The organism is Actinomadura sp. NEAU-AAG7 (genome assembly GCF_018603865.1).
GTDB lineage: Bacteria > Actinomycetota > Actinomycetes > Streptosporangiales > Streptosporangiaceae > Spirillospora > Spirillospora litoris.
Map to the genome: position 1 here is coordinate 312,891 of NZ_JAHFZY010000006.1, position 25,800 is coordinate 338,690.

Annotated in this window: 21 protein-coding genes and 1 pseudogene; 9 read left to right on the plus strand and 13 right to left on the minus strand. The window is 76.6% G+C overall.

The window, feature by feature from the left end:
* Nucleotides 1-1,800 carry a PLP-dependent aminotransferase family protein gene (locus tag KLI87_RS27815; RefSeq protein ID WP_214619302.1) on the plus strand — a complete coding sequence of 600 codons (1,800 nt, stop codon included), beginning with the start codon at nucleotides 1-3 and terminating at the stop codon, nucleotides 1,798-1,800.
* A gap of 91 nt (nucleotides 1,801-1,891) precedes the next feature.
* Here the strand turns inward: KLI87_RS27815 and cydC are convergent, their stop codons facing one another.
* The 4 genes from cydC to KLI87_RS27835 form a co-directional block, all read right to left on the minus strand.
* Nucleotides 1,892-3,637 (minus strand): thiol reductant ABC exporter subunit CydC, encoded by a 1,746-nt coding sequence (gene cydC / locus KLI87_RS27820; RefSeq protein ID WP_214619303.1) that lies wholly within the window; start codon nucleotides 3,635-3,637, stop codon nucleotides 1,892-1,894.
* Between the two features lie 17 nt (nucleotides 3,638-3,654).
* Nucleotides 3,655-5,427, minus strand: coding sequence for a thiol reductant ABC exporter subunit CydD (gene cydD, locus KLI87_RS27825; protein ID WP_308166237.1), 1,773 nt, complete (start codon nucleotides 5,425-5,427; stop codon nucleotides 3,655-3,657).
* The gene (locus KLI87_RS27830) at nucleotides 5,424-6,182 is read right to left on the minus strand and encodes a cytochrome d ubiquinol oxidase subunit II (RefSeq protein WP_156216648.1); all 759 of its coding nucleotides are present in this window, start codon (nucleotides 6,180-6,182) and stop codon (nucleotides 5,424-5,426) included. The genes cydD and KLI87_RS27830 overlap by 4 nt, the downstream gene beginning before the upstream one ends.
* Before the next feature lie 94 nt (nucleotides 6,183-6,276).
* Nucleotides 6,277-7,542 (minus strand): cytochrome ubiquinol oxidase subunit I, encoded by a 1,266-nt coding sequence (locus KLI87_RS27835; RefSeq protein ID WP_214619304.1) that lies wholly within the window; start codon nucleotides 7,540-7,542, stop codon nucleotides 6,277-6,279.
* 282 nt (nucleotides 7,543-7,824) lie between these two features.
* Between KLI87_RS27835 and KLI87_RS27840 the strand changes: the two genes are divergently transcribed.
* Complete coding sequence (locus KLI87_RS27840) at nucleotides 7,825-8,979, plus strand: NAD(P)/FAD-dependent oxidoreductase (RefSeq protein ID WP_214619305.1); 1,155 nt, start codon at nucleotides 7,825-7,827, stop codon at nucleotides 8,977-8,979.
* A 19-nt stretch (nucleotides 8,980-8,998) separates the two neighbouring features.
* Here the strand turns inward: KLI87_RS27840 and KLI87_RS27845 are convergent, their stop codons facing one another.
* Complete coding sequence (locus KLI87_RS27845; protein WP_214619306.1) at nucleotides 8,999-9,865, minus strand: LLM class flavin-dependent oxidoreductase; 867 nt, start codon at nucleotides 9,863-9,865, stop codon at nucleotides 8,999-9,001.
* Nucleotides 9,866-10,475: 610 nt separating this feature from the next.
* Between KLI87_RS27845 and KLI87_RS41910 the strand changes: the two genes are divergently transcribed.
* Nucleotides 10,476-10,661 carry a hypothetical protein gene (locus tag KLI87_RS41910; RefSeq protein ID WP_374225486.1) on the plus strand — a complete coding sequence of 62 codons (186 nt, stop codon included), beginning with the start codon at nucleotides 10,476-10,478 and terminating at the stop codon, nucleotides 10,659-10,661.
* 64 nt (nucleotides 10,662-10,725) lie between these two features.
* On the opposite strand, the gene KLI87_RS27850 is transcribed toward KLI87_RS41910, so the two are convergent.
* The 5 genes and pseudogenes from KLI87_RS27850 to KLI87_RS27870 all read right to left on the minus strand — a co-directional run bounded on the left by KLI87_RS27850 (nucleotide 10,726) and on the right by KLI87_RS27870 (nucleotide 15,461).
* Complete coding sequence (locus KLI87_RS27850) at nucleotides 10,726-13,131, minus strand: excinuclease ABC subunit UvrA (RefSeq protein WP_214619307.1); 2,406 nt, start codon at nucleotides 13,129-13,131, stop codon at nucleotides 10,726-10,728.
* A gap of 64 nt (nucleotides 13,132-13,195) precedes the next feature.
* Nucleotides 13,196-13,609, minus strand: coding sequence for a VOC family protein (locus tag KLI87_RS27855; RefSeq protein ID WP_214619308.1), 414 nt, complete (start codon nucleotides 13,607-13,609; stop codon nucleotides 13,196-13,198).
* Between the two features lie 5 nt (nucleotides 13,610-13,614).
* A pseudogene (locus tag KLI87_RS27860) lies at nucleotides 13,615-14,081 on the minus strand (helix-turn-helix transcriptional regulator).
* Between the two features lie 180 nt (nucleotides 14,082-14,261).
* Nucleotides 14,262-14,975 carry a DUF72 domain-containing protein gene (locus KLI87_RS27865; protein WP_214619309.1) on the minus strand — a complete coding sequence of 238 codons (714 nt, stop codon included), beginning with the start codon at nucleotides 14,973-14,975 and terminating at the stop codon, nucleotides 14,262-14,264.
* Nucleotides 14,976-15,008: 33 nt separating this feature from the next.
* Entirely contained in the window at nucleotides 15,009-15,461 is a 453-nt protein-coding gene (locus tag KLI87_RS27870; RefSeq protein ID WP_214619310.1) for a hypothetical protein, read from the minus strand.
* Nucleotides 15,462-15,611: 150 nt separating this feature from the next.
* Here KLI87_RS27870 and KLI87_RS27875 point away from each other — a divergent pair, with 150 nt between their 5' ends.
* Both KLI87_RS27875 and KLI87_RS27880 read left to right on the plus strand, forming a co-directional pair.
* A complete protein-coding gene (locus tag KLI87_RS27875; RefSeq protein WP_214619311.1) occupies nucleotides 15,612-16,535 on the plus strand; it encodes an NADP-dependent oxidoreductase in 924 nt (307 codons plus the stop codon).
* 109 nt (nucleotides 16,536-16,644) lie between these two features.
* Nucleotides 16,645-17,712: a tyrosine-type recombinase/integrase gene (locus KLI87_RS27880; protein WP_214619312.1), complete on the plus strand. Its 1,068-nt coding sequence runs from the start codon at nucleotides 16,645-16,647 to the stop codon at nucleotides 17,710-17,712.
* Between the two features lie 286 nt (nucleotides 17,713-17,998).
* Here the strand turns inward: KLI87_RS27880 and KLI87_RS27885 are convergent, their stop codons facing one another.
* The gene (locus KLI87_RS27885) at nucleotides 17,999-19,201 is read right to left on the minus strand and encodes a serine hydrolase (protein ID WP_214619313.1); all 1,203 of its coding nucleotides are present in this window, start codon (nucleotides 19,199-19,201) and stop codon (nucleotides 17,999-18,001) included.
* A 310-nt stretch (nucleotides 19,202-19,511) separates the two neighbouring features.
* On the opposite strand from KLI87_RS27885, the gene KLI87_RS27890 reads away from it, so the two are divergent.
* The 4 genes from KLI87_RS27890 to KLI87_RS27905 all read left to right on the plus strand — a co-directional run bounded on the left by KLI87_RS27890 (nucleotide 19,512) and on the right by KLI87_RS27905 (nucleotide 23,136).
* Complete coding sequence (locus KLI87_RS27890; RefSeq protein WP_214619314.1) at nucleotides 19,512-20,174, plus strand: DedA family protein; 663 nt, start codon at nucleotides 19,512-19,514, stop codon at nucleotides 20,172-20,174.
* A 160-nt stretch (nucleotides 20,175-20,334) separates the two neighbouring features.
* Nucleotides 20,335-21,123, plus strand: a complete 789-nt coding sequence (locus KLI87_RS27895; protein WP_214619315.1) for a phosphatase PAP2 family protein — start codon at nucleotides 20,335-20,337, stop codon at nucleotides 21,121-21,123.
* Nucleotides 21,124-21,343: 220 nt separating this feature from the next.
* The gene (locus KLI87_RS27900) at nucleotides 21,344-22,291 is read left to right on the plus strand and encodes an ABC transporter ATP-binding protein (RefSeq protein ID WP_156216626.1); all 948 of its coding nucleotides are present in this window, start codon (nucleotides 21,344-21,346) and stop codon (nucleotides 22,289-22,291) included.
* A complete protein-coding gene (locus KLI87_RS27905; RefSeq protein ID WP_214619316.1) occupies nucleotides 22,288-23,136 on the plus strand; it encodes an ABC transporter permease in 849 nt (282 codons plus the stop codon). Before KLI87_RS27900 ends, KLI87_RS27905 begins: the two co-directional genes overlap by 4 nt.
* A 62-nt stretch (nucleotides 23,137-23,198) precedes the next feature.
* On the opposite strand, the gene KLI87_RS27910 is transcribed toward KLI87_RS27905, so the two are convergent.
* Complete coding sequence (locus KLI87_RS27910; RefSeq protein ID WP_214619317.1) at nucleotides 23,199-23,876, minus strand: response regulator transcription factor; 678 nt, start codon at nucleotides 23,874-23,876, stop codon at nucleotides 23,199-23,201.
* Complete coding sequence (locus KLI87_RS40415; RefSeq protein ID WP_214619318.1) at nucleotides 23,873-25,771, minus strand: sensor histidine kinase; 1,899 nt, start codon at nucleotides 25,769-25,771, stop codon at nucleotides 23,873-23,875. Before KLI87_RS40415 ends, KLI87_RS27910 begins: the two co-directional genes overlap by 4 nt.
* Between the last annotated feature and the right edge of the window lie 29 nt (nucleotides 25,772-25,800).

The window sequence follows — 25,800 nt, forward strand, 5'->3', positions numbered from 1 at the left end:
ATGGACAGGTCCAATGACGTGGCGGGCGACCGAACCATAACCGGTGCGTCCACCGGCCCCGCCGCCGGCGCGCCGGCGGCGCCCGACCCGGGCGGCGCGGCGGCGCCCGACCCGGCGCCCGACCCGGCACCCGACCCGGCACCCGGCCTGGCGCCGAACGCGGTGTCGGACGCGGCGGCGCAGGTGGGGGCGCAGGTGGGGGCGCAGGTGGGGGCGCAGGTGGGGGCGGGCGGGGCGCGGGGCGCGGACTTCCTGCAGCTCGATCCCGCCGACGCGCCGCCCGGCGGGCTGTCGGAGTGGCTGGCGGGACGGCTGCGCGACGCGATCGGCGACGGGCGCCTCCCGGTCGGCGGCCGGCTGCCCGCCAGCCGCGTCCTGGCCGCCGAGCTGGGCGTGTCGCGCGGCGTGGTCACCGAGGCCTACCAGCGGCTCGTCGACGACGGGCACGTCGCGGGGCGCGGCCGCGGCGGCACCGTCGTGGTCGCCGCGCCCCTCACCCCCCGGGGCCGTCCCCCCGCCGCGCCCGCACCGGCCCTGGAGGCGGCGGAGGCGACCGGCGGCACCGCCGGGGCGGCGGGCGCGGCCGGGGCGGTGGGGGAGCGGGAGGTGTTCGTCCGCGAGCCCGGCCCCGAGGTGTTCGACGTGCTGCGCGCCGCGCCCGCCCGTATCGACCTGTCCCCGGGCGTCCCGGACCTGGCGGCGTTCCCCCGCGCGGCGTGGCTGCGCGCCGAGCGGTCCGTCCTGGCCGAGCTGTCGGCGCCCGCCCTCGGCTACGGCGACCCGCGCGGCACCCCGGCGCTGCGCGCGGCCGTCGCGGCGTGGCTGGCCCGCAACCGGGGCGTCCGCGCCGACCCCGGCGACGTCGTCGTCACCACCGGGACCGCGCAAGGGCTCGCGCTGCTGGCCCGCGTCCTGACCGCGGAGGGGATCGCGGAGGTCGCGGTGGAGGACCCGGGGTCGCTGGGCACCCGCCAGCACCTGCGGCACTGGGGGATGCGGACCCCGCCCGTCCCGGTCGACGCGGGCGGCGTCCGCGTCGACCGGCTCCGCGCGTCCGGCGCGCCCGCCGTGCTGCTCACCCCCGCGCACCAGTTCCCCACCGGCGTCGTGCTGGACGGCGCGCGCCGCCGCGACCTGATGCGCTGGGTCGCGGCGGGCGGCGTGGTCATCGAGGACGACTACGACGCCGAGCACCGCTACGACCGGCCGCCCGTCGCGGCGCTGCGGTCCATGCTCGCCGACCGCGTCTTCTACGCCGGGAGCGTGTCCAAGCTGCTGGCGCCGGCGCTGCGGATCGGGTGGGTGCTGGCGCCGCCCGGCCACCGGGACGCGCTGGTGGAGGCCAAGCGGTTCGCCGACCTCGGCGGCGCCGCGCTGCCCCAGCTCGTCCTGGCCCGCCTGATGGACTCCGGGGAGATGGAGCGGCACCTGCGGCTGCTGCGCCGCCGGCACCGCCGCCGCCGCGACGCCATGATCACCGCGCTGCGGGAGCACCTGCCCGGCGCGGTCGTGCACGGCGCCGCCGCCGGGCTGCACCTGACCGTCACCTTCCCCGGCCGCTCCCCCCGGCCGCCCGCGCAGACCCGCGCGCAGGGCGGGACGGCGCGGGCGGCGCGGGCGGTGCCGGACACGGCGCTGGCGGCGGCGGCGCTGGCGCGGGGGGTGAAGACCCATCCGCTGTCGTGGCACGGGCAGCGCCGCCACCGCCCCGGGCTGGTCCTGGGCTACGCCGCCGCGGCGCCGTCGGCGATCGAGGAGGGCGTCGCCGCCATCGCCGCCGCCCTCCACGACCTCACCTGACCGCCCCCCGGGGCCCACCGGCGGGTCGGTGGCGGGTCGGTGGCGGGTCGGTGGCGGGTCGGTGGCGGGTCGGTGGCGGGTCGGTGGCGGGTCAGGTGGTGAGGAGTTCGGCGTCCCACAGGTCGCGGTAGGCGCCGGGCGCGGCCAGCAGCGCGGCGTGCCGCCCGCGCTGCACGATCCGGCCGCGGTCCATCACCAGCACCTCGTCGGCGGCCTCCAGCGCCGCGAGCCGGTGCGTGACCAGCAGCACCGTCCCGCCGCCCGGCGCGGCCAGCAGGTCGGCGACGACACGGTCGGCCATCACCGGGTCCAGCGCCTCGGCGGGCTCGTCCAGCACCAGCACCGGCGGGGCGGCCAGCAGCGCCCGCGCCAGCAGCAGCCGCTGCCGCTGCCCGCCCGACAGGCCCCGCCCGCCCGCGCCGACCGGGGTGTCCCAGCCCTCCGGCAGGTCCCGCACCACCGGCCACAACCCCGCCCGCTCCGCCGCCTCCCGCAACTCCGCGTCGCCGGCGTCCGGGCGGGCCAGCCGCAGGTTCGCCCCGACGGTCGCGGCGAACACGTGCGCGTCCTGCGCCAGCCCCCGCACCGTCCCGCCCGCACCGCCGGGCGAGGCCGGGCGGCCGCCGACCCGCACCGTCCCCGACGACGCCGCGGCCTCACCCGACAGAACCGCCAGCAGCGTGCTCTTGCCCGCGCCGCTGGCGCCCACGACCGCGACGCGGCGGCCCGGCTCCACCCGCAGGTCCACCCCGTCCAGCGCCGGGGCCGTCCCGCCCGGGTAGGTGAGGGTGACGCCCCGCAACTCCACCGCCGCGCCCCCGGCCGGTCCATCCTCCGCGTCCCCGCCCGCAAGGGCCGGGGGCGGGGGAGCCGGGGGCGGGGGCGTGCGGAGCAGCGCACCGGTGCGGCGCGCCGCCGGCCGCACCTCCCGCAGCCGCCGCGCCGCCTCACCCAACGGCAGCACCGCCTCCACCGCCACCAGCGCCGTCAACGCCAGCACCGCCGCCCCCACCTCGTCCACCCCGCGCGCCGCCGCGGCCGGGCGGGTCGCCGCCCACACCACCAGCGCCGCCGTCACCCCCTGCACGGCGTACCCCGCCGCCGCCACCGCCGCGCCCAGCCGCGCCGCCGCCCGCTCCGCCCGCTCCAGCCGCGCCGCCGCCTCCCGCGCCGCGCCCGTGAACCGCCCCGCGGCGCCGAACATCGCCAGGTCGCGGGCGCCCTCCAGGACGTCCAGCGCCCGCACCGCGAGCGCGTCCCGCGCGGACGCCGCGCGCCGCGACGCCCGCCCGCCCAGCACCGCCGCCGCCACCGGCACCACCACCCCCGCCACGACCAGCCCGCCCGCCAGCACCGCGCCCGCGACCGGCAGCACCGCCCAGCACACCACCGCCCCCGCCGCCCCGCACACCGCCGCCGCGACCGCCGGCAGCGCGCACCGCAGCAGCAGGTCCTGGACGGCGTCGACATCGGACACCAGCCGCGTCAGCGCCTCCCCGTCCCGCCCCCGCCCAGCATCCGCGCCCGGTGCGGTGGAGGAGTGGCGGGGGGAGGCGGCGAGCGCGTCGAACACCCGGCCCCGCAGCTCCGCCAGCGCCCGCAGCGCCGCGTCATGGCCCGCGAGCCGCTCGGCGTAGCGCAGCGCCCCCTTCGCCAGCGCGAACCCCCGCACCGCCACGACCGCCACCGACAGCGCCGCCAGCTCCGGGCGCTGCGACGCCCGCGCGATCAGCCACGCCGCCGCCGCGACCAGCCCCAGCCCGCACAGCTCCGCCGCCGCCGCCGCGACCGCCGCGACCACCAGCCGCGCCGCGTGCGGCCGCACCGCACCCCGCATCCCGCCCTCCACGGCCCTCACACCCCCACCCCGCCCGAGACCCGCGCCGACGCGGCGGACGCGGGGGAGGAGGTGATCCGGCCCGACTCCAGCCGCACCACCCGGTCCACCGCCCGCAGCAGCGCCGGACGGTGCGCCACCAGCACCGCCGTCCGCCCCTCCAGCAGCCGCGCCGCCGCCTCCACCAGCGCCCGCTCGCTCGCCAGGTCCAGCCGCGCCGTCGGCTCGTCCAGCAGCATCACCGGCCCGCCCGACAGGAACGCCCGCGCCAGCGCCAGCCGCTGCGCCTGCCCCGCCGACACCCCCGCGCCGCCCTCGCCCAGCACCGCCGCGAACCCGCCGGGGAGGGCCTCGACGAACTCCTCCGCGCACGCCGCGCGCGCCGCCGCCCGCACCCGCCCCATCGGCGCGCCCGGATCGCCCAGCCGCAGGTTGTCGGCGACGGACGCGGCGAACAGGTGCGGGCGCTGCGGCACCCACCCGACCCGCGCCCGCCACGCCGCCGCGTCCAGCCCCGCCAGGTCCGCGCCGTCGACCAGCACCCGCCCCGACGTGGGCGCCACCAGACCCGCCAGCACCAGCAGCAGCGTCGACTTCCCCGCACCTGAGGGGCCTGTCACCGCCAGCCGCTCACCCGCCGCGACCCGCAGCGACACCCCCTCCAGCGCCGCGGCGTCCGCGCCCGGATACCGCACCGTCACCTCCTCCAGCACGATCTCCGGCGCCCCCTCCGGCGCGGCCACCGCCCCACCCGGGCGGACCGGCGCGGGAACGTCGCCGTCGCCGTCGCCGTCGCCGTCGTCGTCGTCGTCGAGGGCGGCGAACGCCTCCCGCGCCGCCGCGACACCCTCCGCGCTCGCGTGGAACCGCGCGCCCAGCGCCCGCAGCGGCAGATACACCTCCGGGGTCAGCAGCAGCACCAGCAGACCCGTCCGCAGCGCCATCTCCCCGTCCAGCAGCCGCAACCCCACCGGCACCGCCACCAGCGCCACCGACAGCGCGCACACCCACTCCAGCACCAGCGACGACAGGAACGCCACCCGCAGCGCCCGCACCGTCGCGCGGCGGTGCTCCCCGGCCAACTCCCGCACCACCCCCGACTGGTGGCCCGCCCGCCCGAACGCCCGCAACGTCGCCGCGCCCGCCAGCACATCCCGGAAATGCCCGCCCAGCCGGTGCAGCAGCCCCCACTGCCGGGCCGTGAGCGCCGCCGTCCGCGCCCCCACCAGCGCCCCGAACACCGGCACCAGCGGCACCGTCACCGCCACCACCAGCGCCGACGCCCAGTCCGCTGACGCCAGCCGCGCCAGCACCACCACCGGCACCACGCACGCCGCCAGCAGCTGCGGCAGGTAACCGGTGAAGAACGGGTCGACCGCGTCCAGGCCCCGCGTCAGCAGCGTCACCCGCCCGCCCGCGCCCGCACCGCCCGGCGGGCGGGCCAGCAGCGCGGCCCGCAGGTCCGCCTTCACCCGCGCCGCCGTCCCGCCCGCCAGCCACGCCACCGCCCACGCCAGCGCCGCGCGGCCCGCGACCGCCGCCACCAGCCACACCAGGAGGCCCGCGTCCAGCGCCGCGACCGCCCCCGCCAGCAGATCCGCCTGCACCACCAGCAGCACACCCTGCCCGGCCGCCGCCACCGCCAGCGCGCCCACCACCCGCCGCGGCACCAGCCCCCGCAGCCGCCGCTCCACCACCCGCGCCCCACCCCGCCCCGCACCGGCCCCCGCCGCCGCGCCCATCCCGTCCGCCGCGCCCGACACCGCGCCGCCGTCCCCGCGCCCGGTCACAGGTAGGAGGGGGCCTGGACACGGCCGCGGAACGTCCACCACACCAGCCCCTGCACCACCGCCAGCAGCGGCAGCAGCACCACCGCCGCCACCGCCGTCAGCGCCAGACCCGACCCCTGCGCCGCGGCCCCCGACCACGGCAGACCCGCGCCCGCCGCCACCGGCGCCGCCGCCAGCACCACCGCCGACACCCCGTACCGGGCCGGGACGCCCCGCAGCCGCGCCGCCATCGCCTCCGGCAGCCGCCACCGCGCGAACCCCACCCCGTGCCAGACGAACAGCGCCGCCAGCGGCAACCCCAGCACCGACCCCGCGTTCATCCCCTCCCCGCCGCCCGCGCCCGACACCACCAGCGACCCCAGCAGCGACGCCCACCCGAGCGCCAGCGCCCAACTGCCCGCCACCACCGCGCCGTCGCACCCGCCCCGCCACCCCGCGCCGTCGACACGGCCGCGCAGCCACAACCCCATGTCCCGCACGACCCACCCCACCACCAGCACCACCGCCACCGGGGACAGATCCTCCAGCAGCCTGTGCTCCAACCCCGGGAACGCGCCCACGACGATCCCCACCGCCGCGACCAGCCACACCTCGTTGCCCAGGAAGAACGGCGCGAACGAGGCGATCACCAGCCGCCGCTCGTCCTGCCCCCGGCCCAGCCACGGCAGCGCCATCCCCACCCCCACGTCCCCGCCCGCCAGCACCAGGTACCCGGCCGTGAACACCGCCAGCATCACCACAGCGAGGAACTCCATCACCGCACTCCCGTCCCGGACCCGTCCGTCATCTCCGTCATCGCCTGCACCACCATCTGCACCGTCTGCGTCGTCGTCTGCGCCGTCCCGGCGGTCACAGCGTCGGGGACAGCGCCGGGGACGGGGGAGCGGCACCCGCGGGCACACCCAGCCCCACCCCGCCCGGGCCCCGCCGCGCGAACCGCGCCAGCAGCCACACGTTCACCCCCACCAGCACCGCGAACAGCACCGTGAACACCGCGAACGACACCGCCGCCGCCACCGCGCCCGTGTCCGACACCGCGTCCCGCGTCTTCAGCACCCCGTACACCATCCAGGGCTGCCGGCCCACCTCCCGGAACACCCACCCCGCCAGCATCGCGACATAGGGCAGCGGGATCGCCGCGATCATCACCACGTGGAACACCCGGCCCCGCTCCAGCCACCGCCCGAACGGCAGCTTCACCAGCGCCGCCACCGCCAGCACCGCCATCAGCGCCCACATCGACATCATCAGCGCCTCACCCGCCTCCGACAGCCCCGGCGGGCGGTAGTCGTCGGGCCCGAACCGCGCCGTGAAAGCGGCGACCGCCGCGTCCGCGTCGTCCCCGCCCAGCTTCGTCGGCTGCAGGTCGGCGAACTGCGCGCCGCCCAGCACCACCACCGGCACGATCGAGGCGACCACCGCCACCAGCCCGACCCGCATCGACCGGCGGAAGAACTCGGTCTCCCCGGCCCGGCGCCGCAGGTGAAACGCGCTCACCCCCGCCACGAAGAACCCCGCCGTCAGCAGCCCCCCGAACAGCACGTGCCCGAACGCCAGCACCGCCGGCGGGTTCCCCAGCAGCGCCCCCACATCGGTCAGCCGCGCCCGCCCGTCCCGCATCTCATAGCCCACCGGACGCTGCAGCCACCCGTTGGCGACCAGCACGAAGTACGCCGACAGGTACGCCGTCACCGTCACCACCCAGATCAGCGCCAGATGCACCCACCGGTTCAACCGCTCCCACCCGAAGATCCACAGGCCGAGGAACGTGGACTCCACGAAGAACGCCACGATCGTCTCCAGCGCCAGCGGCGCCCCGAACACCCCGCCGACCGTCCGCGACATCCCCGCCCAGTTCAACCCGAACTGGAACTCCATCACCAGCCCCGTCACGATCCCCACCGCGTAGTTCACGACGTACAGCTGCCCCCAGAACCGCGTCATCCGGGCGTGCACCGCCTCACCCGACCCGCCCGCGCCGCCCCACACCGTCGCCCGCGTCTGCATCAGCGCCACCAGCGTCGCCAGGCCCAGCGTCAACGCCACGAACAGGAAATGCGTCCCGGCCGTCAACGCGAACTGCACCCGCGCCAGCATCAGCGCGTCACCCGACATGCGCCCCCACCCCTCACGCGCCCCGACCCGGCGCCGCCCGCGATCACCTCGGACCCGGAGGAGGTCCGGGCCCGGCCGTCCCATGCTGGGCCCCCGCGCCGCGCGAGCGAATCGTGCCCGAGCCGTCAACACCGCTGCGCGTTTGGCGTAGCGGACGCCGCGCCGCTACACCTCCCGGCGTACACGGCCGGGGGAGCGGGGGGCCTCGCGCACCTTGTGGACGCCGCCACCACCCTCTATGTAAAGTAGTACTACAGGCTGTAGTAGATAGGGGTGCGGGTCATGCGGGTCCTCGTCGCCGGAGCCGGCATCAGCGGCCTCACCGCCGCCCACGCCCTCACCCGCGCCGGACACACCGTCACCGTCCTCGAACAGGCACCCGCCCTCCGCCTCGGGGGAGGAGCCATCACCCTCTGGCACAACGGCACCGCCATCCTCACCGACCTCGGCATCGACCTCACCGCCACCGGCCAGCCCCTCACCACCCTCGCCCTGCGCACCGCCACCGGCCGCACCATCCTCCGCATCGACCTCGACGCCCTCGCCCGCCGCTTCGACTCACACGCCCTCGCCCTCCCGCGCCGCGCCCTCATCACCCGCCTCCACCACGCCCTCCCCACCGGCACCGTCACCTTCGACGCCCCCATCACCCGCCTGCGCACCGGCCCCGACGCCGTCCACGTCCACACCCGCGACGGCCACCACCACACCGCCGACCTCCTCATCGGCGCCGACGGCGTCCACTCCCGCGTCCGCGCCGCGCTCCTCGGCGACACCCGACCCGCCCTCACCGGCGCCGCCACCTGGCAGGGCCTCGCCCCCGCCCCCTTCGACCCCGGAACCACCACCACCATGATGATCGGCCGCCAGGGCGACCTCGGCTACACCGGCGCCGGCGGCGGCCTCATCCAATGCTTCTTCGACATCCCCTGGCCCCGCCACACCCCACCCCAACCCCTCCCGCGCGACGAGGCCCTCCGCCTGCTGTCCCGCCGCTACGCCACCTGGGGCGACCCCGCCCCCCAACTCCTCGACACCCTCACCCGCGCCGACGCCGGCCTGTACCCCCACACCCGCCACACCGTCCCACGCCGCTGGGGCGCCGGACGCTGCGTCCTGCTCGGCGACGCCGCCCACGGCATGCCGCCCATCATGGCCCACGGCGCCAACCAGGCCCTCGAAGACGTCGCCGCCCTCATGGACTGCCTCACCACCCCGCACCCGCCCGACCCGTCCGCCATCGCCCGCGCCTACACCGCCCGCAGACGCCGCCGCGCCGCGCTCGCCTCCACCCTCGCCACCCGCAGCCTCGCGGTGTCCGGCCCCCGCACCCTCCTGCAGAGCGAACACCTCCTCCGCCTCAACGCCACCCTCCCGCCCCGCCTGGCCACACTCGGATTCGGCCGCCTCCTCGCCGCCCTCAGCAACCGCATCTGACCCGCGGCGGACAGGCCCCTCACAGCACCGGCGGCCCCTGCTCCACCCGCCGCAACACCACCTCCGCGCGGGCGAGGTCGCCGCTCGTCAGCGGCAGCCGCTCATCCCACCACGTCGCCCCCGCCTCCACCAGCGGCCCCACCACATCCCGCGCCGCCGCGCCACCCGGGCTGGTCCCGCCCACCACGAACTCGAACGGCTCCTCCCGCCGCCCGCCCCGCTCCCGCTCCCGCCCCACGAACTCCACCAACTCCCGCACCTCATCGACGGCGGGCGCCCGCCCATGCCCCGACGAGGCGAACAACGGGATCGCCCCGTCCCACCGCGCCGCCCGCCGCATCGGCCGCCGATGCGGCCAGACCCCCGCCACCCACACCGGCGGACGCGGACGCTGCACCGTCGCCGGCAGCAGCGCCACATCCCGCACCCGGTAGAACCGCCCCTCATGGTCCACCGGCTCACCCGACCAGAACCGCTCCAGCAGCCCCAGCCCCTCGTCCAGCATCCCCGCCAGCACCACCGGATCGGTCGGCTCCCCAAAACTCCCGAACTCGTCCTCCACCGGCCCGCCCAGCCCCGCACCGAACACCACCCGGCCGCCGCTCAACCCGTCCAGCGTGGCCACCTGCCGCGCCACCTGCTGCGGACGCCGCCGCGCCACCGGCGTCACCATCGTCCCCAGCCGCAGCCGCGACGTCGCCAGCGCCGCCGCCGTCAGCAGCATCCACGGATCCCCGAACGTCCGCCGCAACGCCTTGTCGTGCACCACGTGATCCCACACGAACAACCCGTCCCACCCCGCCCGCTCCGCCGCCACCGCCACCCGCGCGACCGTCCGCGCGTCGGCGAAGTCCCCGAAGTTCGGAATGTTGATCGAGAAGCGCATACCCGCATCCTGCTTCACCCCGCCCCCCACAGCAATCACCCGCCCACCCCCAGGAACATCGGACGCGGGGGAGAGGGACGGCACCCGGACCGAGTCACGCCCGAAATGTCCGATTGCCCACGGCCCGAGCCGATCGGGGAGTTCCTGCGCACCCGGGAACCGGGCCAGACCCGCCACGGCGCGGTGCACTCCATGCGGTGCACTCCATCGAGCGCCTCGGCGTGTTCGGGGACTCGCCGGCGCCGACGGGCCGGCAAGCACACCCGAACCCGCCTGGAGCCGCCCGCCGCGCCGGAGTTCACCGGCGCGGCGCCGCCGGAGGAGGGGCGGGACCCGAGGGCGCCGATCGCCGACACCGGCCTGCGGCGGCGCCGCACCAGGCTCGCACCGGCCGGAGCGGGGCCTCCCAGCGGTCTACTTTACATAATGTACATTATCGACCAAGCCTGAAGGGGTGCGGAAGTGGACCTTGGGGACGGTGCCGAAGCCGTTGCGGGCGACTTCGACGGCGACGGCCGCATCGACCTGCTGACCCCCTTCGGCGGCGGAGGACGCACCCGAGCCGGACGGGCCGCACCACCGGTTCGGCGCCGCCTGCCCGCTCGCCGACATCGACCGCGACGGCCGCACCGAACCGGTCGTCGGCGCGCCGGGCGCGGACGGCGGCCAGGGACGCCTGCACATCCTCCCCGGCACCGCCGCAAGGCCCACCACCAAGGACGCCAGGCGGATCGGCCCGGCGGCCCTGGGCATCGGCGGCGCGGACACCGAACTGGGCGGACACCTGCTCGGCTGACCCGGGAGGCGCCTCTGACCTGCGTCGACGGGGCGCCACTCCCCCCGGATCCGCGGCGGGGCGCTCACGCGCCGACGTAGGCCGCCAGATGCTCGCCCGTCAGCGTCGAACGCGCCGCGACCAGATCCGCGGGCGTCCCCTCAAACACCACCCGCCCGCCGTCGTGACCCGCGCCCGGACCCAGGTCGATGATCCAGTCGGCGTGCGCCATCACCGCCTGGTGGTGCTCCACCACGATCACCGACCTGCCCGCGTCCACCAGCCGGTCCAGCAACCCCAGCAACCGCTCCACATCCGCCAGGTGCAGGCCCGTCGTCGGCTCGTCCAGCACGTACACCCCGCCCCTGCCCGCCATGTGCGTGGCCAGCTTCAGGCGCTGCCGCTCACCGCCCGACAGCGTCGTCAACGGCTGCCCCAGGCTCAGATACGCCAGACCCACCTCCGACAGCCGCCGCAGGATCGCCAGCGCCGCCGGCGTCCGCGCCTCACCGGCGCCGAAGAACCCCTCGGCCTCCTCCACCGACATCGCCAGCACCTCGCTGATGTCCCGGCCGCCCAACCGGTGCTCCAGCACCGAAGCCTCGAACCGGCGCCCCTCGCACTCCTCGCACGTCGCCGCCACACCCGCCATCACCGCCAGGTCCATGTACAGGACGCCCGCGCCCTTGCAGGCCGGGCAGGCGCCCTCGGAGTTCGCGCTGAACAGCGCCGGCTTCACCCCGTTGGCCTTCGCGAACGCCTTGCGGACCGGGTCCAGGAGCTTGGTGTAGGTCGCCGGGTTGCTGCGGCGCGACCCGCGGATCGCGTCCTGGTCCACCGACACCACCCCCGCGCCCGCCGGCATCGACCCGTACATCAGCGAACTCTTCCCCGACCCCGCGACCCCCGTCACCACCACCAGCACCCCCAGCGGAACGTCCACGTCCACGTCCCGCAGGTTGTTCGCCGACGCGCCCCGGATCGCCAGCGTCCCCGACGGGGCCCGCACCCGCTCCTTCACCGCCGCCCGGTCGTCCAGATGCCGGCCCGTCAGCGTCCCCGCCGACCGCAGCCCCGCCACGGTCCCCTCGAAGCACACCGTCCCGCCCGCCGAACCCGCGCCCGGACCCAGGTCCACCACATGGTCGGCGATCGCGATCGTCTCCGGCTTGTGCTCCACCACCAGCACCGTGTTGCCCTTGTCCCGCAACCGCAGCAGCAGCGCGTTCATCCGCTGGACGTCGTGCGGGTGCAGCCCGATCGTCGGCTCGTCGAACACATACGTCGTGTCCGTCAGCGACGACCCCAGATGCCGGACCATCTTCACCCGCTGCGCCTCACCCCCCGACAGCGTCCCCGACGGGCGGTCCAGCGACAGGTACCCCAGCCCGATCTCCACCAGCGACTCCAGCGTCCGCCGCAGCGACCCCAGCAGCGGCGCCACCGACGGCTCCGCCAGCCCCGCCACCCACCCCGCCAGGTCGGTGATCTGCATCGCGCACGCGTCGGCGATGCTCACCCCGCCGATCCGCGAGGACCGCGCCGCCTCGCTGAGCCGCGTCCCCCCGCACCCGGGGCACGCCGTGAACGTCACCGCCCGGTCCACGAACGCCCGCACGTGCGGCTGCATCGCCTCCCGGTCCTTGGACAGCATCGACCTGCGCACCTTCGGGACCAGCCCCTCGTAGGTGAGGTTGACGCCCTTGATCTTCACCTTGGTCGGCTCGCGGTACAGGAAGTCGTGCAGCTCGGTGTCGCTGTAGTCGCGGATCGGCTTGTGCGGGTCCAGGAACCCCGACTCGGTGAACACCCCCACCGTCCACCAGCCGTCCACCTTGTACCCGGGGACGGTGATCGCGCCCTCGGCCAGCGACCTGGACTCGTCGAACAGCTGCGTCAGGTCGAGGTCGGACACCGTGCCGCGCCCCTCGCAGCGCGGGCACATCCCCCCGGTCCGCGTGAAGGTCCGCCGCACCGTCTTCCCGCCGCCGCGCTCCACCGTGATCGCGCCGCTGGCCCGCACCGAGGGGACGTTGAAGGAGAACGCGTTCGGCGACCCCACATGCGGCGTCCCCAGCCGGCTGAACAGGATCCGCAGCATCGCGTTCGCGTCGGTCGCCGTCCCCACCGTCGAGCGCGGATCGGCGCCCAGCCGCTGCTGGTCCACGATGATCGCGGTCGTCAGGCCCTCCAGGACGTCGACCTCCGGGCGGGACGGCGCCGGCATGAACCCCTGCACGAACGCACTGTAGGTCTCGTTGATCATCCGCTGGGACTCGGCGGCGATCGTGTCGAACACCAGCGAGCTCTTCCCCGACCCCGACACCCCGGTGAACACCGTCAGGCGCCGCTTGGGGATCTCGATGCTGACGTCCTTCAGGTTGTTCTCCCGCGCGCCGTGCACGCGGATCAGGTCGTGGCCGTCGGCGGCGTGCGGCGCGCCGGTGGAGGGCCGTCCGGGCGGCCCGTCCGGGGGCGTGGCGGTGCTCATCGGGTCTCCCTCACTGTTGCGTGGTCGGTCGCGCGGCTCCGCCGGCGGGTGTCCGCGCCGCGGGTCAGCGCAGTTCCTGGATGCGGACGAGGTTGCCCGCAGGGTCCCGGAACGCGCAGTCGCGCGCCCCGTAGGGCTGCTCGGTCGGCTCCTGGACGACCTCGGCGTCGCCCGCCCGGAGGCGCGCGGACGTCCCGTCCAGGTCGCGGGTGGCCAGGTTGACGCCGGCGTAGGTGTCCTTCGCCATCATCTCCACGATCATGCGGCGCTCCTCGTCGGTGACGCCGCAGCCCGGGACCGCCGGGGGCGCCAGGACGATGGAGGTGCCGGGCTGCCCGGGCGGGCCGACCGTGATCCAGCGCATCCCCTCGTAGCCGACGTCGTCGCGGACCTCGAACCCGAGGACGTCGCGGTAGAAGGCCGGCGAGGCGTCCGGGTCGGTGTGCGGGAGGGAGCTCTCGTGGATGGTGACGTCCATGGCCGTCACGCTGGGTGAGGTGCGGCGGTGCGCGCTTCTCGATTCCTGATCGGTCGGGTCACCCGCTTGGCCACGCGGGAGGGCATGCCCGCGGTCGCGCGCGCCGACCGCCGCCGGTACCGGCTCGGCGGCACCCCGACCAGCTCGGTGAACCGCGTGCTGAAGGTGCCCGGCGAGGAGCAGCCGACGGCGAGGAGCAGCCGACGGCGAAGCACACCTCGGTGACGCTGAGGTCGCCGCGGCGCAGCAGCGCCATCGCGCGTTCGATGCGGCGCGTCATGAGAGACCCGTAGGGTGACCCTCCGTAGGCGTGGTGGAACCGGCGGCTGAGGTGCCCGGCCGACATGTCCACGCCCCGTGCGAGCGCCTCGGCGTCCAGCGGCTGCGCGTACTCGCGGTCGATCCGGTCGCGGACGCGGCGCAGCAGCGCGAGGTCGCGCAGGTGGCGGGTGTCGTCGGGTGTGCTGGTCACCTGCGGAATCGTGCCATGCCGGGCGGTGTCATGTCACACCGGTTGCGCCACTTCCCCGCCTCTGGGGCCTCTGTTCGCTTCTGTGGGTAACCGAACAGAATATGAGTTCTGTCTGCTTTGCGTAGATTATTCCTGTTTGGGAGGTTTGACCGTTCTCTGTGGGGTGCCGGCGGCGCGGGGTCACCTCGCGCGGGCCAGCGCGAGGAACCTGCGCGCGTCGCGGACGGCCGCGCCGCCCGGGTCGTTGTTGAAGTAGACGTAGGCGTCCTCCCCCGGCCCCACGCGCCGCACCCACGACGCCAGCGCCCGGTCCCCGTAGTGCGGCCGCGGGGACGCCGCGCCCTCGTGCAGGCGCAGGTAGACCCAGCCGGCCGTCCGCCACAGGGGAGTGACGGGCCGTCCGAGCCGGTCCGCCCAGCACAGCGCGGCGCCGTGGTCCTCCAGCACCCGCCGGACCCGCGGCGTCCACCAGGTCGGGTGGCGGGGCTCGACCGCCACGCGGACGCCGCCGGGGAAGCGGCGCAGGCAGGCGTCGAGGAGGTCGGGCGCGCCCCGCAGCGTGGGCGGGAGTTGGAGCAGCACCGGTCCGAGCGTGCCGCCCAGTCCCCCGGCGGCCTCCATCAGCCGGGCGACGGGTTCGGCGGGGTCGCGGAGCCGTTTCATGTGGGTGAGGTACCGGCTGGCCTTGACCGCCATGACGAACCCGGGCGGGACGGCTTCGCGCCAGCGTTCGAACGTGGCGCGGGCCGGCAGCCGGTAGAAGGCGTTGTTGTTCTCGACGGTGCCGAACTCCTCGGCGTAGTGGGGCAGCCAGCGGCGCTGCGGGAGGCCCGGCGGGTAGAGCACGTCCCGCCAGTCGGTGTACTGCCATCCGGAGGTGCCGACGCGTATCACGGCCCCTCCCCTACCCAGGGCGCGGCGTTTCGGTCAGGCGCGGTGGGGTTCGAGGGCGCGGATGTAGTCGACGAGGCGGACGCCGATCTCGAAGGGGACATCGGTGGCGTCCAGGTCGGGGTCGGGCCAGGTCTCGGAGACGCGGCGCCAGGTGGCCCGGCCGAGGAAGGCGCCGGCGGCGGGGTCGTCGCCGAGGTCGCGGCGCCAGGCGGGTTCGGCGGCGAGGAGGTGGTCGAGGGCGGCGGTGTTGTCGGGTTCGGCGGGGTGTTCGGCGTGGAAGCCGATCTCCAGGGCGCGGACGCGGGCGCCGGGGGCGAGGTCGGCGGGGATGATCTGGGCCTCGTAGTGCTCGCGCTGCGGGGCGGGGTCGCCGAACCAGACCTTGAGGCCGTTGTGGCGGACGTGCAGGTGCGGGGGGCCGAGGTCGGGCGGGGCCGATCCCCGGACGACCTCGGCGGCCTGCTCGAAGAGATGCCGGTCGGTCACGGTGGTGATCCTAGAGGTGGGCGTGCGCGGGGTGGTCGGGGTGGGCGGGGCGGTGGTGGTCGGGGCGGTGTCAGCGTGGTGTGCGGTCCGTGTCAGCGGTGGGCGGCAGGGTGGGGTGTGCCGGGAGGGTTCGGATGGAGGGAGTGCGGGATGAGGGCGGTGGTGTTCGGCCGGTTCGGGGGGCCGGAGGTCCTGGAGGTCGTCGAGGTCGCGGAGCCGCGTCCGGGCCCGGGGCAGGTGCGGATCGCGGTGCGCGCCGCCGGGGTCAACGCCAGCGACTGGATGAAGCGGCGGGGCCTGATGGATCAGGGGCTTCCGCAGCGGTTGGGGTATGAGGCGGCGGGCGTGGTGGACGAGGTCGGCGCGGGCGTGACCGGTGTGGCCGTCGGTGACCGGGTGTTCGGGTTCTCCGCGGTCGGCGGCGTCCAGGCGGAGCTGGCGGTGCTGTCGTGCTTCGCGCCCGTCCCGGCGTCGCTCGGGTTCGCGGGGGCCGCCGCGCTGCCGGTGGCGGTGGAGACGGCGGCGCGTGCCCTGGACCGGTTGGGCGTCGGGGCGGGCGAGGTGGTGCTGGTCAACGGGGCGTCGGGGAGTGTGGGGGGCGCCGCCGTGCAGCTCGCCGTGGCGCGGGGGGCGCGGGTGATCGGTACCGGGGGTCCGGGTGCCCGTGGTCGTCTGCGGTCGTTCGGCGCGGAGCCCGTCGCCTATGGTCCGGGTTGGGCGGAGCGGGTCCGTGCGGTCGCTCCCGGCGGGGTGGACGCCGCGTTGGACGTGGCGGGCGGGGGTGTGCTGCCGGAGTTGGTCGCGCTCGCGGGTGGTGCGGGGCGGGTGGTCACGGTCGCGGACGCCGAGGGGGCGCGGCGGCATGGGGTGCGGTTCAGCGGGGGCGAGGAGGGCCGTGCGCTGTATGTGGTCTCGGAGATCGGGGCGCTGGTCGATTCCGGGCGGTTCGTCCTTCCGGTGGGGCGGACGTTCCCGCTGGCGGAGGTGGCGGAGGCGCATCGGGTCGGGGAGGCGCGGCGGGTGCGCGGGAAGCTCGTGCTGCTGGTGGGCCCGGAGGCCGGGGACGCGTCCTGAGGGAGGGGTGCCGCGCGGCGGGCCCCGCCGCCGGGTCGGGCGTGGGGCGGGTGGGTTCGTCGTGTCGTCGCGGCGGGTTCTGTCGGTGGCGGGCGGTAGCGTGCGGCGGGTGCGTCCGAGTGATGTTCAGCGGCTGACGGTGGCGGAGACGGCCGACCGGTATGTGGAGATGGTGCGGGCGAAGCGGTCCACGGGCGCGCTGGCGGCCGGGACGGCGGAGGTGTACGCGCGTGACGTGGTGACGTTCGCGGCGCTGGCGGGTCCCGAGCGGGTGCTGGACGACCTGACGGGCGAGGACGTCGACGCGGTGCTGCTGCGGTTCGCGCGCAAGCCCGACGGGCGCCGCTCCCCCGGTGCCGCCGCTCCCCCGCCCGCGGACGGGCGGCCGTCGCAGAGCGCGGCGTCGCAGGCGCGGTTCCGGCGTTCGCTGTCGGCGTTCTTCCGGCACGCGCTGGTGGCGGGGTGGGTGCAGCTGGATCCGATGGGGGCGGTGACGCTGCGTTCGCGGCATCGGGGCGGGTTGCGGGCCGAGCGGCGGGCGCTGACGGTCGAGCAGGCGGAGGGGCTGCTGGGCGCGGCGCATGACCTGGTGGAGACGGCGCCGGCGGCGCGGGGCCGGCAGGACCAGCGGACGGAACTGCGCGACGGGTTGATCGTGCTGCTGCTGGCGGCGGTGGGGCCGCGGGTGTCGGAGCTGACGCGGGCCAACGCGGAGGACTTCTTCGTCAACGCGGGGACGCGGTACTGGCGGATCTTCGGCAAGGGCGGGCGGACGCGGGACGTGCCGGTCCCGGCGCCGGTGGCGGAGGTGCTGGACGCCTACCTGGAGCAGGGGCGGCGGCTGCTGGACCGGGGCCGCGAGCCCAAGGCGCTGCTGCTGTCGTGGCGGGGGCGGCGGCTGGCGCGCGGGGACGTGCAGGCGGTCATCGACCGGGTGCTGGCGCGGGTGGAGCCGGGCCGGCGGCGGGGGGTGACGCCGCACGGGCTGCGGCACACGACGGCGACGCATCTGCTGGCGGCGGCCACGGACATGGACGCGGTGCGGCGGGTGCTGGGGCACGCCGACCTGTCGACGCTGGGCCGCTACCGGGACGAGTTGCCGGGCGAGTTGGAGGCGGCGATGCGCGTCCACCCGCTGCTGGGCCCGCTGGAGGGGCGGGCCCGGCGCGGGGGGTGAGCGGACGCGCGCCCCGACCGGCGCTGGGGTTGCGCGGGCAGCGGGCAGCGTCGGGAAGCGGTGCGGCGGCGCGGTGGGGCGGCGGTGATCGGTTTCGCCGGGCTCGGTTTCGCCGGGCGGGGTGGTGCCGCCTCCCCCGCCGCGCCGCCTGCCGGGCGTTGGGCGTGCGGCGCCGGTGACCGGCGCCGACCGTCCGGTGGCCGGTGGGCGCCGTGCGGTGGTGGAAGGTTCGGGGCCCGGTAGGGCGGCCGTCTCGTGTGTGCGGGGGGGGGCGGGTGCGGGGCTGTCAGCGTGCGGTGGTGGGGCGGGGCGGGCAGAGTGCCGTTTCGATGGCGGCCTTCATGTCCGCGCTCTGCGCGTCCGGGCCGCCCGGGCCGAGGTTGACCATGACGGTCGCCTGGGCGCCGTCGCGGGTGGCGCCGCCCATGGTCTCGAAGCCGAGCATGTCGCCGGTGTGCCCCCAGTACAGGCCGCCGCAGGGCAGCGGTCTGCTCTCCAGGCCCAGGCCGTAGGCGACGCCGTCGGGGTGGCCGGTGGGGCGGGTGCGTGTCATCTCGCGGAGCTGGGCGGGGCGCAGCAGCGCGCCGCGGACGAGGGCGTCGAAGAACCGGTTGATGTCGGTGCCGGTGGAGATCATCTCGCCCGCCGCGCCCGCGGCGGAGGGGTTGACGGCGGTGGTGTCCAGGAGCGGCGCGTCCTCGCCGGGGCGGGCGTAGCCGCGCGGGTGCGGGCCGGGGATCTGCGGGGAGTCGCCCGGTACGGAGGTGCCGTCGAGGTCGAGGGGGGTGATGACGCGGTGGTGGATCTCCTCGGCGTAGGTGTGGCCGGTGACGCGTTCGATGAGCATGCCGGTGAGGAGGTAGCCGGTGTTGGAGTAGCGCCAGCCGGTGCCGGGCGCGAAGGTCGGGGGGTGGGCGAGCGCGAGGTTCACCAGGTCGCGGGTGTCGTGGTGGGCGGTGGGGTCCTTGAGGATGTCCAGCGGTGAGAGGTAGGTGAGGTAGTCGGGGACGCCGCTGGTGTGCTGGAGGAGTTGCCGGACGGTGATGACGCGGCCGTCGTTGCCGTGGCCGCGGACGACGCCGGGCAGGTACCGCTCGACGGGTGCGTCCAGGGCGAGGCGGTGCTCCCCCGCGAGTTGCAGGACGACGGTCGCGATGAACGGTTTGGTCATGCTGCCGATCCGGAACCGGCTGTCGGGCCGCATCGGCGTGTGCCGGGTGATGTCGGCGTCGCCGCCGGTCAGGACGGTGTCGCCGGTGCGGTCGCGGTACTGCAGGAGCGCTCCGGGGGCGCCGTCGCGGGTGGTGAGGCGCCGCAGGATCTCGCGGAGCCGCCCGTGGTCGGCGCCGCCGGACGGATTGGACGGTGTGGCCGGTGTGGCCGCGGCGGCGGCGCGTCCCGGGGTGTGGTGGACGGTGAGGGCGGTCGCGGTGGCGGCGGCCGCCGCGAGGGTGAGCGCGCCGCCCAGCGCGCGCCTGTGCCTGGTCACATGGGCTCCCGTGGTGGTCGAGGGTCATCACGGTAGGGATCGGGGTGTTCGCCGCGCGTCACCCGGGAGAGCCACGGCGCCTCTCGTACCGGAGGTGCACGGCCGTCCGGTGGGGGCATGGGCGGTGGGGTGGCCGCCGGTCACCCTGCGGCGGGGGCGGGGCGGGACGTCGTTCTTTCGGGGTGCGGGGCGGCGGGGTCCTCCCCCTCAGGGACCTGGCGGGGGCGGGTCGTGTACTGCCGAAAGTCGGGGATGGTCCCGATCTTCCGTCCGATGCCACCACGGGTGACCGTTACCTAGCGTTGTGGACATGGACGGTGTTGTGGACTTCCTGCACACGGCGGTGACCTCGCCCTGGTTCTATCTGGCGTTGTTCGCGGTGGCCGCGCTCGACGGGTTCTTCCCGGTGGTGCCGAGCGAGAGCATGGTGATCACCGCGGGGGTGTACGCGGCGTCGGGGCGTCCCGAGCCGGTGCTGGTGGTGGTGCTGGCGGCGCTCGGCGCGTTCACCGGGGACCATGTCGCCTATCTGATCGGGCGGGGATCGGGCGGGCGGCTGACGCGGTCGCTGCGGCCGGGGACGCGGCGGCACGCCGCGTTCGGGTGGGCGCGGCGGACGATGGACGAGCGCGGCGGGCTGATCCTGGTCGTCGCCCGGTACGTGCCGGGCGGGCGGACGGCGGTGACGATGACGATGGGCGTCATCCGGTACCCGCTGCGGTCCTTCACGCCGTTCGCGGCGATCGCGGCGGTGTCGTGGGCGGTGTACGGGACGCTGCTGGGCTACCTGGGCGGCGTCGCGTTCGAGGACGACCCGATCAAGGGCGTCGCGGTGGGGCTGGGGTTGGCGCTGGCGGTGACGGGCGTCGTCGAGGGCGTCCGGTTCCTGCGGCACCGCCGTGCCCGGGGCGGCGCGGCGGCCTCCGGCGGGGAGGGCGCGGAGGCCCCCGAGACGTCCCGGACCCCCGTCTGAACCGTCCGTCCCCGTCTCACCCTTGTGGAACGTGCCCGAATCCCGGCGGGCGCCCGCCGCGCCGTGACAGTCTTGACGAAAGGTGAACAAAAGATGAACTTCGGTGGTTCTGCCGGGGTCACACCCCCCGGGAGGACCACCCGCGACCGTGAGGGAGAGCATGCGAGCGCCCGACGTCAGCGTCGAGATCTACCGGGACGTCACCGGGTTCGCGGACGGCACACCGCCCTGGGTGCACACCGCCGCCGACGTCGGGACGAACGCGGGGCTGCTGCTGTTCGCCGCGCTGTTCGCGGCGGGCTGGTGGCGGGCCCGCGGCGGCGACGGCCGGGCGATGGGCCTGGCGCTGGCGGCGCCGGTCGCGATGGTCGCGGCGTACCTGGTCAGCGAGGTGTCCAAGGGGTACCTGCGGGAGGAGCGGCCCTGCCGGGCGGTGGCGGGCGCCGTGCACATCGCGGCGTGCCCCGCGCCGGGCGACTGGTCGTTCCCGAGCAACCACGCGACGATCGCGGCGGGGTCGGCGGCGGCGCTCGTGGTGGCCTGGCGGGCGACGGCGCCGCTGGTGCTGCCGCTGGCGGCGCTGATGGCGTTCTCCCGCGTGTTCGTCGGGGTCCACTACCCCCACGACGTCGCGGCCGGGTTCGCGGTGGGGTGCGTGGTCGCGCCGGTCGTGGCGCTGCTGCTGGTGCGGGTCGCGGCGCCGCTGGTGGACAGGCTGCGGGACGTCCCGGTGGGCGCGGCCCTGCTGGGCGCCTCCCTGGGGGTCCCCCCGGACGGCCTGGGCGGCCTGGGAGGTGCGGCCGGGCTCGGGGCGGCGCGTCCGGCCGTCCCGGTGGGCGGTGCGGTGCCCGGCGGGGTGTCCCGCGCGGTGGGCGGGGACGCGGCGGTCACCACACCTGACGTGATGGGCGCGGCGCGCGGCGTCCCCGAGCGGCCGCCGCTCCCCTAGCACCCTCGCACCTCTTCCGGACGGGCCGGGCCCGGCGGCGCCCACATGCCGCCGGCCCGGCCCGTCCGCATGTCCGCCCCCCCGCGTCCCGGCGCCCCGCCGCGCCCTGCCTGCCGTCCCCTGTCGAAAGTCGGGGGGCGGGGGCGACGAACGCGCACTGCGCGGGGCCCGGCCCGCCTCCTAGCGTCGGATCCGCGACCGACACCGGCCGGGAGGCTTGATGATCACATTGCGGCGGCTGACGAAACGCTACGGGGACACCACCGCCGTGCGGGACCTCACCCTGGACGTCGCTCCGGGGCTCGTCACCGGGTTCCTCGGACCCAACGGCGCGGGGAAGTCCACCACGATGCGGATGATCCTCGGCCTGGACCGCCCCACCGGCGGGCACGCCCTGGTCGGCGGGCGCCCCTACGCCGCGCTGCGGCACCCGCTGCGGGAGGTGGGGGCGCTGCTGGACGCCGGGGCCCTCCACCCCGGGCGGTCCGCGCGGCGGCACCTGCTGGCGATGGCGCGCAGCAACGGCATCGCGGCCCGCCGCGTGGAGGAGGTCCTGGCGACGGTCGGGTTGGAGGGCGTCGCCGGGAGGCGCGCCGGGTCGTTCTCCCTGGGCATGGGGCAGCGGCTCGGCATCGCCGGGGCGCTGCTGGGCGACCCGGCGGTGCTGATGTTCGACGAGCCCGTCAACGGCCTGGACCCCGACGGCGTCCGGTGGGTGCGGCGGCTCATGCGGTCGCTGGCCGCCGAGGGCCGCACCGTGTTCGTCTCCAGCCACCTCATGAGCGAGATGCAGCTCACCGCCGACCGGCTCGTGGTGATCGGGAAGGGGCGGCTGATCGCGGACGCGCCCGTCGCCGAGGTCATCGCGGGCAGCTCCCGCAACGCCGTCCGGGTCCGCAGCCCGCACGCCCCGCGCCTGGCCGAGCGCCTCGAAACCGCGCCCGCGCCCGGGCCCGGGGCGAAGGTCGAGGTCGCGCGCGTCGCCGACGGCGAGCTGCTGGTCACCGGGCTGCCGCTGGAGGAGGTCGGGATGGCCGCCCACGCGGTCGGCGCGCCGGTCCTGGAGCTCAGCGAGGTGAAGGCGTCCCTGGAGGAGGCGTACATGGAACTGACCGGCACCAGCGTCGAGTACGGCGCGTCCACCCCCGGAGCGGAGCGGCACCCGTGACCACCGACGTGCACACCGACCCCCACACCGGCCCCCACAGCGAGGCTCACAACGGTGCTCCCGGCGCCGGGCCCCGCGCGGGCGGGGGGACGCGCGGCGCGGTCGCCGCCGAGTGGACCAAGCTGTGGTCGGTCCGCTCCACCTGGTGGGGGCTGGCCGGGTCGCTGCTGATGATGGTCCTCATGTGCCTGATCCTGGGGACGGCGACGGTCGGCGCCAACACCGACCCCGACGGCACCGACCCGCCCGGGGTGGTGTCGGCCAGCGGGCTCGCGACCGGGGCGGTCGACATGGTGCAGTTCGTCGTGCTGACCCTGGCGATCCTGGTCATCACCGGCGAGTACGCGACCGGCGCGGTCCGCGCGACCCTGCAGTGGGTGCCGGTCCGGACGCGGATGCTGCTGGCCAAGGGCGCCGTGGTCGCGGCCGTGGTGTTCCCCACCGGGGTCGTGCTGGCCCTCGCCGGGACCGCGACCGCCTACCCCGCCCTCGGCGAGTGGGGGCGGCTGCGCGCCGCCGACCTGGCCCGCGACGCGCCCGCCACCGGCCTGTACCTGGCGCTGGTCAGCCTGATGATCCTGGGCGTGGGGGCGGTGCTGCGCAGCACCGCCGCGACCCTCACCAGCGCGTTCCTGTTCCTGATGGTGCTGCCGCTGACGCTGGCCAACAGCGGCTCGACGGTGCCGGCGCACGTCGCGGACGCGCTGCCCAGCAGCGCCGGCCGGCACTTCCTCAGCCCCGAGGACGCCCCCTACCCGGCCGCCGCCGGGCTGGCGATCCTCACCGCCTGGACCCTCGCCGCGCTCGCCGGGGGGATCACCGTGCTGCGCCGCCGCGACGCCTGACCCCGGCAAGGCCCCGGGCCCGGGGCGCGGGGCGCGGATGCCGCGTCCCGGCCCGGAGGGCGTCAGGCGGGGCGGGGGGACTCCTCGCCGCCCTCGACCAGGCCCGCCTCATAGGCCAGCACCGCCGCCTGCACCCGGTTGCGGACGTCCAGGCGCGTCAGGATCGCGCTCACATACGCCTTCACCGTCCCCTCCACCACGTGCAGCCGCCGCGCGATCTCCGCGTTGGACAGTCCCGCGCCCAGCAGCGCCAGCACCTGCCGCTCCCGCGGCGTCAGCGCCTCGGTGCGCTCCCGCGCCCGCGCGCCGACCGCCATCCGCCCGCCGCCCAACTCGGTGATCACCCGGTGGGCGACCTGCGGCGACAGGTAGGCCGCGCCGCCCGCGACCGCGCGGACCCCCGCGATCAGCTCGCGCGGGTCCCCCGACTTCAGCAGGAACCCGCTCGCGCCGCCCGACAGCGCCCGCGCGATGTACTCGTCCTCACCGAACGTCGTCAGCATGATCACGCCGGTGGCGGGCGACAGCCGGTTCAGCTCCGCCGCGGCCGCCAGCCCGTCCAGCCGCGGCATGCGGATGTCCAGCAGCGCCACGTCCGGGCGGTGCGCCAGCGCGGCCTCCACCGCCTCCCGCCCGTCGGCGGCCTCCGCGACCACCTCGATCCCCGCGTCCGCCGCCAGGATCGCCCGCACCCCCGCGCGGATCATCGCCTCGTCGTCGGCGAGCAGAACCCTGATCACCCCTTGTCCTCCCCGATCGTCGCGCCCTGCCCGGTCCGGTAGGTGTTCTTGCCGATCAGCCTGCCATCCGCGAAGCACAACCGGTAAACGCGTGCCAGGCCCAGCAGGTTGGTGTTGGAACGGTAGTAGCGGCAGTCCGCGCCCGCCGGCTCCGGCACCCGCGCGCGGACCTCCCCCACCCCCATCGCCTCCCGCTCCGGCAGTACCCGCTCCACCCGCGCCTGCGGGTCGCCCACGCGCAGCGCGTCGTAGTCGGCCGGTTTCAGCTCCGAGGTGAACGTCGACCGGACGTAGTAGCCGACCATCACCGTCGACAGCACCAGGATCAGCCCGGCCGGGACCGCGATCGCCGTGACCAGGCCGCGCCGCACCTGCCGGCGCTCGCGCGCCAGATGCCGCGCCGACTCCGACGCCCACTCCCCCCGCCCCTCGACCGGACCGGAGGCATCGGCGGCGGGGCCCTGCGGCGCGGCGGGCGCCGTCGGCGCCACGGGCATCTCCGCGACGACCTCGAACCCGCCGTCGCCGGAGGTGCCCGCCCGCAGCGTCCCGCCCGCCACCCGCACCCGCTCGGCCAGCCCCGTCAGCCCCCGCCCGCCGCCCGAGGGCAGCAGCGGCGGCTGCGCGGGCGGCTCGTTCACCACCCGCACACAGATCACCCCGCGCCCATGCCCGTCCGCGCCTGTGTCGGTGTCGGCGCGGCGCGTCACCGACACCGTCACCGCCGCGCCCGGGGCGTGCTTGGCCGCGTTGGTGATGCCCTCCTGGACGACCCGGTGCGCCGCGAGCCGCACCAGACCCGCGACCTCCTCGGCGTCCACCGGCGTCACCCCGCCCACTCCGCCGCCCACACCGCCGTCCGGGTCGCCGTCCGGGTCGCCGCCCGCGCCGGTGGGGGCCAGGCGGATCGGGACGCCCGACGCCCGCGCCCGCTCCACCAGGTCGGGGATGCTCTCGCGGGCCGGGCGGATCCGCGGCCCGCCCCCCACCTCCCCAGCGCCCTCCCCGGCGCCCTCCCCGGCGGCCCCGCCGCCGTCCTCGCGCAGCACCCCGATGATCTCCCGCAGGTGCTCGGTCGCCTCCGCCGCGCCCGCCCGCAGCTCCGCCGCCGCGACCCGGTGCCGCTCGGCCAGCCCCGCCGAGACCTGCAGCGCCCCCGCCCGCACCGCGATCAACGCCAGCTCGTGCCCCAGCGAGTCGTGCATGTCCTGCGCGATCCGGGCGCGCTCGCGCAGCCGCTCCCGGTCGGCGATGATCCGCTGCTCGCGCTCCAGCCGGTCCGCGCGCTCCCACCCCGCCCGCAGCAGCTCCTGGTACTGCTGCCAGTACCGGCCCACCAGCCACGGCAGGACGCCCAGCAGCACCAGCCAGATCGTCAGCGGGAACCAGGACGTCACCTGCACGCCCCGCACCAGCTGGAACAGCGTCCACCCCACGAACACGGCCGTGAACGTCCACAGCACCGGACGCGCCTGCCGCATCCGCCGCCCCGCCAGATAGGACGCCACCGGCACCCCGAACACGTAGTTGCCGCTCACCAGCAGCAGCCCCAGCGTCGCCCACACCGCCGCCAGCGGCCACACCCGCGACACCGCCACCGCGGCCGCCCACACCGCGAGCCCGCCCACCTGCGCCCACCAGGCCCACTCCCCGGTGACCGGCAGCAGCGGCCCGCCCGCCACCGGCAGCGCCGGCACCGCGAACAGCACCGCGTCCCTGACCAGCGCCGCCCGCGTCGGACGCCGCAACCGCGCCCGCACCTCCCCCGGCGACGGCACCCGCGACGGCACCTCCCACGGCGTCCGCGCCAGCGACCGCGCCACCAGCCGCGCCAGCAGCCGCCACACGGCGCCCCCCACCACACCGGCCCGCGCACCGGCACCCGACTCGCTCACCCGCCCCACGCTACAAGCCGGTGATCTGC